Consider the following 14,508-nt stretch of genomic DNA (forward strand, 5'->3'; position numbering starts at 1 on the left):
ACCACGTGCGCTTCATGGGTACGACACCTGCCAACCTCGAGCAGTACTACGACCGCACGCTGACCATCAGCGAGGCGACCACGCTCAGTGCCGTGGCCGGCGAGTCGATCACGGTCTCAAGTGACCTATCACCGATCGTACCGCCCAGCACGCAAGGCATCAGCGGCAACGTCACCAACCTGGGGGCGCCGCTCGATCACATCGTGGTCACGGCCTATGACGCGGTGACGCACAGGGACGTCAAGGGCGTCTACACCGACGCACTGGGCAACTACACGCTCGGCTCGCTGCCGGCAGGCTCCTACCACGTGCGCTTCATGGGCACGACGCCTGCAAGCCTGACGCAGTACTTCGACCACAAGGTCAACATCACCGACGCGGCCGTCGTGACGGTCACCGCCGGCCTGATGACGACGGTGTCTTCTGACCTGGCACCCACGACGCCTGTCACGGTCCAGACCATCTCAGGCACCATCACCAACGTCGGAGTGCCGATGAACCGCGTGGTGGTCACGGCGTTCAACGCCACGACCCATGCCTACGTGCGCGGCGTGTTCACCAACGCACTGGGCGTCTACACGCTCTCGCTTCCTGTGGGCAGCTACCATCTGCGCTTCACGGGCATGACGCCGTCGAGCCTGACGCAGTACTACGACCACCAGAACCGCATCAGCAACGCGAGCATCCAGGTCCTCGGATCCGGAGCGGAGCTGACGATAGACAGCGACCTGTCCGGAGCGATCACCCCGTAAGGGCGGCTGCCGGGCCGCGCTTACCAGGACCACGGACGCATCTCGCGTCCGTGGTCCTGCTACGTTGGGGTACAAACACGACTGAGGTGCCCCGTACTACGGTCGTACCGAACTCGTTCGAATCGGTTGAAGGGACGGCGGATGCCGAAGGCTGACGTTGGCACGAGCAACTCCGAGGGGTGGGGCATCATCGCGCTGCTCGGTGCAGCGCAGTTCGTGATGGTGATTGACGCGACGGTCATGAACGTCTCGATCTCGCGAATCGTCGAGGACCTCGGTACGACAGTCGTCGGGATTCAGACCGCGATCACCGCATTCACGCTGGTCATGGCGGCGTTCATGTTGACGGGCGGCAAGCTCGGTGACCGTCTCGGTGCCAAGCGCGCGTTTGCGATCGGGCTTGTCATCTACGGCGCCGGGTCGCTCACGACGGCGCTTTCACCCAACCTCGGCTTCCTTCTCCTCGGCTGGTCGCTTCTCGAAGGCCTTGGAGCTGTGCTCGTCATCCCCGCAATCGTCGCGCTCATCTCGGCGAACTACTCGGGGCAGCGGCGCGCAATGGGCTTCGGCATCATCGGCGGCATCGCAGGCGCGGCAGCAGCAGCGGGTCCGATCATTGGCGGCCTCGTGACCACGTACGCGACCTGGCGCCTGGTCTTCGGCGTCGAGACGGCGATGTGCGCGGGCATCCTCATCGCATCGCGGAGGCTCGCATCGCCGACCCCCGACACCAGCGAGCGTTTCGATATCCCCGGTTCGGTGCTGTCCGTGCTCGGCTTGGGCGCTCTCGTCTACGGCGTGCTGCAGTCGAGCCAGTGGGGCTGGGTCACGCCGACCGCAGGCGTTCCACAGATCGGCGGGAAGCCGTTTGCGCCGCTGGGCTACTCACCGGTGATGTGGCTGATCCTCGCGGGCGTCGGCCTCATCGCAGGCTTCGTTCGCTGGGAGCAACGCGTTCAGCGCAGCGGAGCAGAGCCGCTCTTGGATCTCGCGCTACTGCGGATTGCGAACCTCAAGGCCGGACTTTCGATGCTGATGGTCCAGCAGATCATCGTGGCCGGCACCTTCTTCGTACTGCCGTTGTACCTGCAGACCGTGCTTGGCCTGGACGCGTTCGCGACCGGACTGCGGTTGATGCCGCTTTCCGGGGCGCTGCTCGTCTTCGCGCTTGGGGGGTCATCGCTGTCGACGCGCTACTCGCCTCGCGCGATCGTGAGGGTCGGCGTGATCGCGATGCTGCTGTCCGAGATCGCGCTACAGGTCAGCATCGACACACAGCTGCGCTCCGTGCAGTTTGGGGTGGCGCTCGGTCTGCTCGGCGCGGGGCTCGGTCTGCTCGCGTCGCAACTCTCCAACGTCAATCTCTCGTCTGTTCCTGCGGAGCGGGGAAGCGAAGTCGGAGGGCTTCAGGGCACGGCGCAGAACCTCGGCGCCTCACTGGGCACCGCGCTGATCGGCGCGATGCTGATCTCGTCGCTGGGCACCGGCTTCGTGGCGACCATCCGAGACAACCCCGACCTGCCGGCCGGTGTCGCTGCGGCCGCCGAGACGGCTCGCACCTCGGGTCTGGATTTCGTACCGAGTTCGGTGGTTCGCGAGGCAGCGGCGAAGAAGCTACCCGCCGACCAGGTCGATCAGGTTGTCACCGACTACGAGATTGCACAGATCGACGCGCTGAAACGAGCCGTTGGTGTCCTGGCTCTTCTTGCGCTCGTGGCGTTGTGGTTCGTGCGTGATCTGCCCGGCCGAGTGGTCGATGCCTGACCTGAGCGCTCGCCATCCACAAGCTCGAATGTAGGGGTACGATGTGACTTGTGCTGGTCGCGACCACGCGCCAGGCATCTCGGAGGGGGGTCCGAGTGTGACTCGAACCCGCGGAGGAGGGGGTCGTTTCATGACCAGACGTTTCCTGTTCGCGTTGGTTGCCACGGTGCTTGCGGTGGCGATGGCAATCCCGGCGGTCGCTTCGGCGATGCCGCCCAAGGAAGCCGCTTTGATGAAGTCGCTCAAAGCGCGAGGTGTGATTCCCAAGAACGCACCGGCCGCCACTCAGCAGCTTGCCTACCAGCTCTACCTCGCCGGGCGTTTCAACGGCGCTCCCGAGGAGCGTGGCAACCCGCTCGCGCAGCGTGCGGCGACCGAGGGGGAGTCGCGAGGCATCAGCGGCGCAGCGAGCGCCTACAACGGCCAGCCGGAAGTCGAGACCGAGAAGGTGCTCGTGCTGCTGGTCGAGTTCGCCGGGTCCGACGACGGCCCGAGCGGCACGACCAGCGGGCCGCTTCACAACGAGATCTCGCAGCCGACGGGTGACGACAACACGACCTACTGGATCCCGGACTTCTCGGCAGATCACTACCGGAGCATGCTCTTCGATCAGTCGTTCGGGGCCAAGTCATTCTCGAACTACTTCCTCGAGCAGTCGGGCGGCACGTACATGCCCGTTGGCGACGTCACCTCCGAGTGGGTGACCGTCCCGCATTCCGAGGCTTACTACGGCGCCAACGATCCTTCCGGCGATGGGGATGACCTCAATGGGCCGGTCTGGCGGGTCGTCCAGGATGCCGTGGCAGAAGCCACCGATGTCAACTGGTCGGACTACGACGTCCAGGATCCATACGACCTGGACAACGACGAAGACATCGATGAGCCCGATGGCTACGTCGACCACCTCATGGTCATCCACGCAGGCGCCGGCGAAGAAGCCGGCGGCGGCGCGCAGGGCGAGGATGCGATCTGGTCGCACTCGTGGTGGGCCGACTACGGTAACGGTGGTCCCGGCTACGGTGGCGTGCCCACCAGCGAGAAGGGCGTCTGGGTCGGTCCGTACACCATCGAGCCCGAGGACGGCACGGTAGGCGTCTTCGTGCACGAGTTCGCCCACGACCTCGGTCTTCCGGACCAGTACGACACCATCTACTCGGGCGAGTCGTCGACCGGCTTCTGGACGCTCATGAGCTCCGGCAGCTGGCTCGGTGCCCCTGGCGCTCCGCTCGGTACGAGTCCCTCAGCGCTCAGCGCGTGGGAGAAGTGGGCGCTCGGATGGTCCGAGCCCACGGTCGTCTACCCGGGCGACCCGGTGCTCGAGCAGCCGCTGCGCAACACCTCGGCCGCCGGAACCGCCGACAAGGCCATCAAGGTGCAGCTTCCCGAGAAGGACTACTCGGTCTACATCACCGATCCGCTCAGCGGCACGTTCTGGTACTCCGGCTCGGGGGACAACCTCGATGCCACCCTCGGTCGCGACCTTGCGGTTCCGGCCGATGACCCCACCCTTCGGTTCTGGACCTGGTACGACATCGAGGCCGACTACGACTACGGCTACGTGCAGGTCACGACCGTCGCCGACCCGGGTCCTGGCGACTGGCAAACCATCCCAAGCTCGATCGCAGCGGATGGCACCGGCGGCATCTCGGGACAGTCAGACGGCTGGGTGCAGGCGTCATACGACCTGTCCGCGTATCAGGGGATGACCGTCACGGTGCGTCTGCGCTACCTGACCGACGGCGGACTCGCCCGTCCGGGCTGGGCCGTCGACGAGATGTCTCTTGGCGCGTTTTCGGACGACGGTACGAGTGACGTGGGCTGGACGGTCGATGGGTGGACGACTTCGACGGGGTACGACACGTACAGTGCGATTCACTACTACATCGCCGAGTGGCGCCAGGCGAGCGGCTTCGACGTGTCGATGAACTCCTGGTACAACTACCCGGACCCGTACTCCAACAAGGCGCAGTTCTTCAGGGCGAGCCCGGGCATGCTCGTGTGGTACCGGGACACGCAGTACGCCGACAACTGGGTCCTCGACCACCCATGGGCGGGCCAGTTGAGCCTCGTGGATGCGAATCCGACGCTCGTCACGCAGAGAGCTTCGGGCTACCCGACACGTCAGGTGCCGTTCAGAACCCGCATTCAGCTGCAGGACGCCGCGTTTGGACGCTCGGCGTCGATCAGCAATGGCATCACGAGGTGGGGGAAGACCGTGCGCTTCTCGGGCAAGCCGGCCGTTCCAACGTTCGATGACACACGAAACTGGGCGGACACTCGATTCGGCATGTACATATACGACTGGTCGGCGTACGGCAACGCCGTATCGAGCGTGATGACACCCGGATACGGTGCGAAACTGACCGTCAAGCGCGGCAACCGTGCAGCCGCCGTCATCAAGACCGACTTCACGCGGGGGCGCGTGTATCGCTAGGCACCACTGAGCAGCGTCACCGGAAGGCCCCGGGGTCCTCCCCGGGGCCTTTGTGCGTTCGCGCGGCGGTGCTTCTGCGCGGGCGAAGCGCAATCCGGGACGCGGCCGCGTATGCGAGTCGGCCTACTCGGGGTTACCATGAACGCGGTGCCGTCAATGGGAGCGTGCCTGTGGCTCGGTTACGCGCGTTGCTCATCTCGATCTGCCTTGTGTGCGTGTTCGCGATGCCCCTTCCGGCGTTCGCGGCATCCGCCACGCAACTCAAGGCGCAGCTCGACGCGCTCAAGGCCGATACCCGCGAGGCCGGTGCGGCATTCGACCGCGCCTACTGGGAGCTGGACGAGACCGAAGTCCGCATCACCCGGACCGACAAGAAGATCGCATCGACCCAGAGGAAGCTGCGCAAGGCGCAGAAGCGCCTGAGCTCGCATGCGGCCTCGATCTACCGGCGCGGTGACTACACCTTCATCGAGTTCATGATGGGCGCGTCGAGCTTCGACGACCTCGTCACGCGACTGGACTACATGCGCCGGGTCAATGCATCTGACGCGCAGGCGGTCATGGACGTGAAGGGCACTCGGAACGTGCTCCGGTCTCAGCGGGCCGCGCTCGTCAAGGAGCGCAAGTCCAGCGCTCGCGCTCTGGCGTCGCTCAAGTCCGAGCGTGATCGTCTCGAAGCGCGTCTGAAGTCGAAACAGGCCGAGTTCCTCAAGGTCAAGGCACAACTCGACGCGATGCGTGGTGGCGCCAATCGCCCCGACGGCCAGATGGCGGTTCCCGGCCCCAACGGGATGGTGTTTCCCGTCGTCGGTTCCTACTACTACTCAAACACGTGGGGGGCCTCGCGAAGCGGAGGTCGTCGGCGGCACCAAGGTACCGATGTCATGGCCCCACGCGGAACGCCGATCGTCGCCATCATGTCCGGGCGCGTGACATCGAAGTACGGGGGCCTCGGCGGCAAGACGACCCGTCTCTACGGCAGCAACGGCTGGCAGTTCTACTACGCACACCTCGACGGATGGGCGGTTCGGTCCGGTCGCGTGAAGGCCGGTCAGGTGATCGGCTACGTGGGTTCGACCGGAAACGCCTCGGGTGGTGCGCCGCACCTGCACCTACAGATCGAGCCGCGTGGCTATCCGGTGAACCCCTATCCGTATCTGCGCGCGATGGAGTAACGCTACCGTATCTCCACATTCCAAAAGAGTGTCGCGGCTCCAATCCGGGGTACATACCTTCCACATCGCGTTTGCCCGGCAGCGAAGCGATGGTTCCGCGAATAGGGCGTCCACGCTCGAGGTTCGCGGGAGTACCGGAAGGAGTCTCTCATGAGCGGATTGCTCGCAGGTAAGGTTGGAATCGTCACGGGTGGCGGTTCGGGAATCGGGCGTGAAGCCGCGCTTCTCATGGCTGGCGAGGGCGCCAAGGTCGTTGTCTCTGACGTCGTCGACGATCACGGTGCCGAGACAGTCGCCATGATCGAGGCCGCTGGCGGGACTGCTTCGTTCATGCACGCGGACGTCGCCGATCCCGCCCACGCAGACGCCCTCGTCAAGTTCGCGGTCGACACGTACGGTGCGCTGCATCTCGCCGTCAACAACGCCGGAATCGGTGGGCCCGCCGGCCTGACCGGCGAGTACCCGATAGATGGATGGCAGAAGGTCATCGACATCAATCTCTCCGGCGTCTTCTACGGCATGCGTGCCCAGCTACCCGCCATGGTTGCTGCGGGTGGAGGCTCGATCGTCAACATCAGCTCGATCCTCGGATTCGTGGGCTTCGCGATGTCGAGCGCGTACGTTGCTGCGAAGCACGGCGTGGTCGGTCTGACTCAGAACGCCGCGCTTGAGTACGCGACGCAAGGCGTGCGAGTGAACTCGGTGCACCCCGGCTTCATCGAGACGCCGCTGGTCTCGAGCGCGGGCATCCAGAAGGGTGACGATACCTACAACTTCATCGCATCGAAGCACGCGATGGGCAGGTTCGGGACTCCGCAGGAGGTCGCCGAGGTGATCGTGTGGCTGCTCACCGACAAGGCATCGTTCGTCACCGGCAGCCAGTACGTCGTCGACGGCGGTTACCTGGCGCAGTAGCTCCCATCGTCGACGAGAACATTCGAAGGCCCGCCATCGTCGGCGGGCCTTCGTGTGTTCGTCGTCATCCGCAGGCGGTTCGACCCTTACGAGATCGGCTCCAGCTTCGCCGAGAAGTGCCGCAGGAACGGGGCCTGTTCGGTGACCCGGTATCCGGGGAGCGACTCGCGCTCCTCGTAGACCCTCGCGACGACCTCGATGACGTAGTCCATGTGGCTTTGCGTGTAGACCCGACGCGGGATCGCGAGTCGCACGAGCTCACGCGGACCGGCGACCTCTTCACCTGTGGCGGGGTCACGGTGGCCGAACATGAGCGTCCCGATCTCACAGGCACGCACGCCACCGAGCTCGTACATCGCATTCGCGACCGCGACGCCCGGGTACTGCGTCGGCGGGATGTGCGACGCGATCCGCTTCGCGTCCAGATAGATCGCATGACCTCCGGGAGGCCACAGGAGCGGCACGCCGGCGTCACGCAGGTGCTGGCCCACGTAGCGCGTCGAGGTTATGCGGTAGTGGAGGTAGTCCTCCTCGACGGCCTCTTGCATGCCGATGGCCAGGGCCTCGAGGTCGCGACCGGACAGCCCGCCGTAGGTGGGGAAGCCCTCGGTGAGGATGAGCAGCACGCGGTGCTCCTGCGCGAGCTCTGCGCTGCGGGTGGCGAGGAAGCCGCCCATGTTCACGATGGCGTCCTTCTTCGCGCTCATCGTGCAACCTTCGGCGAGGTCACACATCTCGCGGACGATCTGGCGCACGGTCTTGTCGGCGTAGCCTGGCTCGCGCTGCTTGATCAGGTACGCGTTCTCGGTGAGGCGACACGCGTCGAGATACAGCGGCGTGTCGTACTGTCGGCAGATCTCGGCAACCGCCCTCATGTTGCCGAGCGAGACGGGCTGACCGCCACCGGAGTTGTTGGTGACCGTGATCATGACGAGCGGGATGCGTGCCGCCCCGAACTCGGCGAAGGCGGCGCGCAGCCCGTCGAGGTCCATATCGCCCTTGAACGGGAAGTCCGAGTCCATGTCGGCGAGCTCGGGTGAAGGCAGGTCCAGCGCGATTGCGCCGCGGAACTCCACGTTCGCGCGGGTCGTGTCGAAGTGGCTGTTGTTGGGGACGACGTCGCCTTCCTTGCACATCACCGAGAACAGGATGCGTTCAGCGGCGCGGCCCTGGTGTGTGGGGATGATGTGCTCGAAGCCGGTGATGTCGTTGATCGAATCGCGGAACCGGAAGTACGACGGGCTGCCCGCGTACGACTCGTCCCCCCGCATGACGCCACCCCACTGATTGGCGCTCATGGCGCCGGTTCCCGAGTCTGTGAGCAGGTCGATGATCACATCGTCGGAACGCAAGGCGAAGATGTTGTATCCGGCCTCGCGAATCATCTCCTGCCGCTGCTCGCGCGTCGTCATGTTGATCTGTTCGACGGTCTTGATGCGGAACGGCTCGATGATGGTCTTGAACATGGCGCCTCCCGGTGCCACTGTGCGCGGCCCGATCGAAGTGGCGCGCGCGTACCGAGGGAGAGTCTAGCGGCACTCCGCTGCCGGGGGAAGCCCGGCTACCGTTTGCGGGTCGGGCGGTTCATCGGACTTGCGCCATGCCGTGGTGGCGGTACCATCTGCCTAGGGCGTCACGTTCACACTGGGGGAGACATGCGAGCTTCGTGGCTTGCTGGCATGGTCTGTGTGGCCATCGCAACGACGGCACTCACAGGCTGTGGCGGGGGATCATCATCGGGCACCAAGGCAGGAGCCGGTTCGCCATCGGCGGCCTCAGCGCCCACAGCGTTCAAACTCGATGAGTCCGCGAGCGTGCCGCTGCCCATCTCCGAGCAGGGCGGCGGTGTCGCTGTTTCTCTCGGCGAGGCGACCGCCGCTGTATCCGTCCCCGCAGGAGCTGCGGCGGCGGGCAGCCAGTGGACCGTGACCGCGCTTTCCGAGGCGCCGGCCGGCGTGAAGAAGCCGCTGTCGACCGGAATCTACGTGGACACGAGCAAGGCGGCGCCCACGCAGCCGTGCCTGGTCGGCTTTCTGCTTCCCGGCAAGGCCCCCGCGAACGCAACGATCGTGCGCATCGCCGACGATGGCGTTTCGACGCAGATCATCCCGACCCAGCGCCTCGTGCGAGACGGCAACACCATGCTGACCGCGCAGGTCGACGGGTTCTCGGCATACACGACGAGTGAGGAAGACAAGGCCGCGATCGACAAGGCGTTCACCGATCGCGCCAAGCAGCGAGGCAAAGAAGTCGACTTCACTATCAAGGTGAGCGGGACTGAGACTCAGAAGGTCGAAGGCTGGACGTTCGAGTATGAGCTCGACATGTTCGCGTCCGGAGGCGGCATGCAGATGGGCGGGATCTACAACGGTCACGCCTCGCTTTCCATCGACGGGAAGTACAAGGGGCCGGCGTCGATCGTGAAGTCGTTCGGCACGGTCTCGGGCATCGGGAGGGACCAGAGCCTCCGGTTCATAATCGTTGACGAGCCGCTCGCTTCGCTGCTGACCGGCGAGCCGGTGGGTGACCCGATCGTGGCCGGAGCCGGCTCGATGAAGCTGAAGGGCATGGCCTCGCTCGACATACAGGCGACGGCGCCCAACGTCAAAGGGCGATACAACAAGAAGAACGTGAAGGGCGACGACGCGGTGCCATTCCTCATTCGGATCACCGGCGATGACGTCCAGGTGGAGATCCCCAACGTCGGGATCTTCCCGGGCAAGATACTACGCACGACGAAGTAGTCTGCCGATACAGGTAAGCAGATCTCCCGCACCGGCATGCGGGACCGGCGATCTGCGGCAACGTGGGGCACTAGAGGGGACCTACGCCGCGCGCGGCGTGTGGTCAGGAGCCTTAGGGGTAAGGACGATGTTCGGCATCAGACGGTTTCTGCGCTCACGGAGGGGTCGGGCACGACCAGCCACCCTCATCTTGGTTCTGCTGGTGACGCCCGCGGCGCTGTTTGCCGTGCGGGCGTTTCGAGAGGGCCTCATCCCTCGCATCACTCTTGAACCCACCTACACGGCAGCAGCGGCGGAGCACGCCGGGATCTCATTTGAGGACTCCGAGACCGCGAGGCTTTCACGGGACATGGGTCGGCTCGAGGATGTCTGGGGAGTTGCCGGCGGGTCGCCTGTCGGCGTGCGGCACGTTGAAGCACCCGGCGATATCCGTGCAGGCAAGCCGCTTATGGTTTCGATTCACGGCGACCACCGCAATGGCGACCCGTTCGCCGGTGCGCTGGTCGAGGTCTCGTGGGAGTTCGGTGACGAGCGGTTTCGTGACGTCACCTACACCGACAACCGCGGAGTGGTCGACGTGCGACGGGACGTGCCTGAGCAGGTTCGCGGCAAGCAGTGCCTGGTCGCGGTGCGCATGTCGCGCGACGGGCTTCAGAGTCTCGCGTACGCCATGTTCATCCCGAGATAGCTGACATCCTCCCCCGTCGCTGCGCACGGGCACGGCACTGATGGGGTCTGGCGTTCACACGAAGCGGCTCGCACGTTCACACCACGTTCACGGCATCTGCGTATACCTGAGGGGGTACAGACGTCGAACGAGGAGGCAGCAACGTGTCAGCAGATTCGAACGAGACGCAGGTCTCGAGCACGGCTAGAACCAGCACGAAGAGCGATAAGCCGGCGCAGCGGGCGAGCCGCAATCTGCGTCTTGTCGTTCTCGGCATCGGGCTCGCAATCATCACAGGCATCGGCATCGCTCACCAGCGCGGCGTCAAGGTCGTCGGTGTTGACGCTCTGTGTCCGTTCGGTGGCATCGAGACGCTCTGGACGCTCATCACGTCGGCGACGCTGATCCAGCGTGTCGCCGTCTCGAGCGTGATTCTGCTCGGCGTGACGCTCGCGATCGCGGTCGTGTTCCGCCGTGCGTTCTGCGGCTACATCTGTCCTCTGGGCGCCATTCAGGAGTTCGCGGCCAAGATCGGCCTGAAGCTGTTCAAGGGCAAGCGTCCCCAGATGCCCGCCGCGATCGATAAGCCCGCGCGGTTCCTCAAGTACGCCATCCTCGTGTTCTTCGCGGTGTGGAGCTGGCAGGCGGCTTCGCTCGTCATCCGCCCGTACGACCCCTGGGTTGCGTGGATGCATCTGACCTCCGCTGAACTGCTCGCCGAGTTTGCGATCGGGTTCGGCGTGCTCGTCGTCAGCATCATCGGCTCCGTCGTGTATGACCGCTTCTTCTGCAAGTACCTGTGCCCCATGGGTGGCTTGCTCGGCGCGATCTCACGTCTGTCGATCTTCAAGGTGCGCCGCAACGATTCGACCTGCACCGACTGCAAGCTGTGTGACAAGGTCTGCCCGGTCAACGTGAAGGTCTCCACCGTCGACGTCGTCAACGACGCCGAGTGCATCAACTGCAACGAGTGCGTCAACGTGTGCCCGGTCAAGGACACCCTCGTGGTCTCCTCCGGCCCGGCGCCCGCGAAGTCTCTGTCGCCGACGATGGTGCTCGGTCTGACCGTCGCCTTGGTAGCCGTGGGAATCGGACTGCCGACGGTCACAGGTAGCTTCGCCTGGACGATGCCGTCGCTCGAGAAGACGGTCGAGCAGGCCGGTGGCACCATCAACGTCGAGGACATCAAGGGTTCGATGACCTTCGCCGAGATCTCCAAGGTCACCGGTATCCCGGAGGAGGTCTTCACCGAGAAGTACGGCGTGAAGCCCGAAGAGATGAGCAGCAAGATCAAGGACCTCGCACCTATCTACGGGTTTGACGTCCACACCGACCTGCGTGACTTCATCGCCGAGAAGCTCGCTGAGCAGCCGGCTCAGTAGTAACCGAACGACGAATCAAGGAGCGGCGTGCCTCGACGGGCGCCGCTCCTTTGTGTTGCGGCAGGGCGGGGCATTGGCGGCCCGTGGGTGCGTAGGGGTCGATACGCGCCCACGCCGGGTCCGTCGCGGGGACCTACAGCCCGCAGACGGCGGGCTTGCGCGCCGTGACGAGTGAGTGCCGCATGAGCTGGGGGTGAATGACAGTCTCAGTGAAGCCCACAGCCCTCGCCGTTTCGGCGATCTGCTCGGGGGAGACACGGATGTCGACCGACGGCCCCTTGTCGAGCGCATCGGGATGCCAGTCGACGACCAGCAACTGGCCGCCGATACGGGTCAGGCGCAGCGCCTCGCGATAGGTCTCGATCGGTTCGACGAGTTCGTGGTGCAGGTTGATCATGACCGTCAGGTCGGACTCGCCGGTCGGCAAGGGGACCGCGCGCTCACTGCTGAGCAGGGGCCGCACACGCTCGCACACCGCGGGAGGGCGGTTCTCGATCATCCAGCGCACCATCGTGGGCTCGGTGTCGACCGCGTACACGATCGCCTCGGGCGCCCGCTCGGCGAACTGGCATGAGAAGACGGCGGTTCCGGCACCGATGTCGACGATGACCTTGGGCGATGGGTTGCCCAACGCGGCCCACATCGCGTCAGGCGGCATGTCGAGTAGCCGACCGGGGTCGTTGAGTCGATCGAGGTGTGCGGGGTTGAACTTCTCGTGCGCCATGAGCACTCCCGGGGAGGTAGGGCCTCCGATGATAGCCGATACGATACCCCAAAGGGTATGCGATGGCTGGTACGGGAGATGCGGGAGCAGCGCCGACGGTCGCCAGCGGCTAAGCGGTCGGCTTCTGCGCTGCAGGCATCGAGAATCCGACGATGGCCCCGCCGCCCGCCGTGTTCTCGGCGAACGCCTCGCCCCCGTGGTCCTCGACAATCCGGCGTGAGATGGCAAGTCCGAGGCCCGCGCCACCGGTGTCGGTCGCACGCGCGGTGTCCGCACGGTAGAAGCGCTCGAAGACGTAGGGGAGGTCCTCGGCGGGTATGCCCTCGCCGGTGTCAGTCACGCGCACCTCCGCCCGCCCGTCACTGAGCACCGTGGCGGTGACTGTGATCGAGCCGGTGCTCGTGTGGCGAATCGCATTGGAGAGCAGGTTGCGCAGGACCTCCGAGAGGCGCAGCTCGTCGCCGTCGACCCAGACAGGCTCTGCTGCCTGCGCGGTGATGGTGACGTCGCCCGGGCGTGAGTCGGCGATGCGCGCCGTCTCTCGGCGGGCCAGATCGGCAAGGTCGAGTGCGGCCACCTCGTAGCGCAGCTGGCCGGCCTCCGCGATTGCGAGGTGCTGCAGGTCGGTGACGAGCACCGACAGATGGCCGAGGTCGGAGACGAGCGCGTCGAACCGCGCCTGCGTGGGGGGCAGAACGCCCTCGGCCATACCCTCGGCGTGCACGCGCGCGGCTGCGATGGGGTTACGCAGCTCGTGGGCGACGTCGGCCACGAGGCGCCGCCGCAAGGTCTCGGCCTCTTCGAGCGAGTCAGCCATCCGGTTGAACGCATCGCCGAGCGTCGCGACCTCTGTGGGTCCTGCTGGCGTCACGCGGCGGGACAGGTCACCGGCTGCGAGCGCCTCAGCAGCCGACTCGAGCGTGCGGATCGGGCGGCTGAAGTGCCGGGCGAGCAGTACCGCGACGATCGTCGTGATGACCACGGCAGCCACTGCACCGATGAGAACGCTTCGGTCCACGCTGGCGACGAAGGTCTGCTCGGCAGCGCCGAGCATCCTGCGGCCCATGTGCATGCGCCCGTCACCCGAGGGAGTGGGTAGTGTCGCCAGGTAGCTGTCGAACGCGCTTGCGAGCGCGTTGCGCGCCACGAGGCCGACGGTGAGCACGGCACCGAGTGAGACGAGCAGGATCGACAGGAAGACCTGCAGGTTCAGGCCGACTCGGCGCACGCTACACCTCCACTTTGTAGCCCACGCCGATGACCGTGCGAACGTAGCGCGGAGTGCGCGGGTCGTCGCCCAGCTTGCGGCGGATGTTCTTCACGTGCGCGTCGATCGTGCGATCGTAGCCTTCGAACGCCTCGCCCGACGATGCCTCGAGGAGTTGCAGGCGCGAATAGACGCGTCCAGGATGTGCAGCCATGGCGGCGAGGATGTCGAACTCGGTGCGGGTCAACTCGACGACTTCGCCGCCCGCCTGGACTTCACGCCGTTCGTGGTCCAAGACGAGGTCTCCGACGGTGATGACGTTTGTTGTGACGTTCTGTCGCGAGCAGCGGCGGAGCACGGCCTTCGCTCGAGCCACCACTTCGCGCGGACTGAACGGTTTGGTGATGTAGTCGTCGGCTCCGAGTTCGAGCCCGACGAGTCGATCAACCTCATCGGACTTCGCGGTCACGAGGATCACCGGTATGCCGAGAACCTCGAAGCGCTTCGTCAGCTCCAGGCCGTCGATGCCGGGCAGCATGATGTCGACGAGCGCGAGATCGGGGCTGTGGGCTTCCGCAGCGACGACCGCACTCGGTCCATCAAGTGCGGTCACAACCGTGTAGCCGCTGGCCTCAAGGTACTCGGTGAGAGCCGAGACGATGCTCTCGTTATCGTCGACCACAAGGATCGTCGCCACAGAATCCACTCCGTTCACGCCCGACCGTCAGAGTATCCCACTAACTT

Annotated in this window: 12 protein-coding genes; 8 read left to right on the forward strand and 4 right to left on the reverse strand. The window is 65.3% G+C overall.

The features are described from left to right. From HGB10_10810 to HGB10_10830, 5 genes are all read left to right on the forward strand, one after another. Positions 1-752, forward strand: a 752-nt coding sequence (locus HGB10_10810) for a carboxypeptidase regulatory-like domain-containing protein (GenBank protein NTU72289.1), incomplete at its 5' end; no start/stop codon positions are given. Positions 753-893: 141 nt separating this feature from the next. Further along, entirely contained in the window at positions 894-2,516 is a 1,623-nt protein-coding gene (locus HGB10_10815) for an MFS transporter (GenBank protein NTU72290.1), read from the forward strand. Positions 2,517-2,646: 130 nt separating this feature from the next. Beyond that, positions 2,647-4,950: a M6 family metalloprotease domain-containing protein gene (locus HGB10_10820; protein ID NTU72291.1), complete on the forward strand. Its 2,304-nt coding sequence runs from the start codon at positions 2,647-2,649 to the stop codon at positions 4,948-4,950. Positions 4,951-5,120: 170 nt separating this feature from the next. Continuing rightward, positions 5,121-6,125, forward strand: a complete 1,005-nt coding sequence (locus HGB10_10825; GenBank protein NTU72292.1) for a peptidoglycan DD-metalloendopeptidase family protein — start codon at positions 5,121-5,123, stop codon at positions 6,123-6,125. Positions 6,126-6,284: 159 nt separating this feature from the next. Next, positions 6,285-7,040 carry an SDR family oxidoreductase gene (locus HGB10_10830; GenBank protein ID NTU72293.1) on the forward strand — a complete coding sequence of 252 codons (756 nt, stop codon included), beginning with the start codon at positions 6,285-6,287 and terminating at the stop codon, positions 7,038-7,040. An 86-nt stretch (positions 7,041-7,126) separates the two neighbouring features. Here HGB10_10830 and HGB10_10835 read toward each other — a convergent pair whose 3' ends face one another. Beyond that, positions 7,127-8,506, reverse strand: a complete 1,380-nt coding sequence (locus HGB10_10835; protein ID NTU72294.1) for a tryptophanase — start codon at positions 8,504-8,506, stop codon at positions 7,127-7,129. Between the two features lie 189 nt (positions 8,507-8,695). Between HGB10_10835 and HGB10_10840 the strand changes: the two genes are divergently transcribed. The 3 genes from HGB10_10840 (at position 8,696) to HGB10_10850 (ending at position 11,833) form a co-directional block, all read left to right on the forward strand. After that, positions 8,696-9,784, forward strand: coding sequence for a hypothetical protein (locus HGB10_10840; GenBank protein NTU72295.1), 1,089 nt, complete (start codon positions 8,696-8,698; stop codon positions 9,782-9,784). A 127-nt stretch (positions 9,785-9,911) separates the two neighbouring features. After that, positions 9,912-10,472: a hypothetical protein gene (locus HGB10_10845; GenBank protein NTU72296.1), complete on the forward strand. Its 561-nt coding sequence runs from the start codon at positions 9,912-9,914 to the stop codon at positions 10,470-10,472. Between the two features lie 143 nt (positions 10,473-10,615). Beyond that, entirely contained in the window at positions 10,616-11,833 is a 1,218-nt protein-coding gene (locus tag HGB10_10850; GenBank protein ID NTU72297.1) for a 4Fe-4S binding protein, read from the forward strand. 133 nt (positions 11,834-11,966) lie between these two features. On the opposite strand, the gene HGB10_10855 is transcribed toward HGB10_10850, so the two are convergent. The 3 genes from HGB10_10855 to HGB10_10865 form a co-directional block, all read right to left on the reverse strand. After that, on the reverse strand, positions 11,967-12,557 hold the full coding sequence (locus HGB10_10855; protein NTU72298.1) for a class I SAM-dependent methyltransferase: 591 nt from the start codon (positions 12,555-12,557) through the stop codon (positions 11,967-11,969). Between the two features lie 109 nt (positions 12,558-12,666). Continuing rightward, entirely contained in the window at positions 12,667-13,785 is a 1,119-nt protein-coding gene (locus HGB10_10860; GenBank protein NTU72299.1) for a HAMP domain-containing histidine kinase, read from the reverse strand. A gap of 1 nt (position 13,786) precedes the next feature. Beyond that, positions 13,787-14,461, reverse strand: coding sequence for a response regulator transcription factor (locus tag HGB10_10865; protein ID NTU72300.1), 675 nt, complete (start codon positions 14,459-14,461; stop codon positions 13,787-13,789). Positions 14,462-14,508 lie beyond the last annotated feature (47 nt).

Source organism: Coriobacteriia bacterium (assembly GCA_013334745.1).
Taxonomy (GTDB): Bacteria; Actinomycetota; Coriobacteriia; order Anaerosomatales; family JAAXUF01; genus JAAXWY01.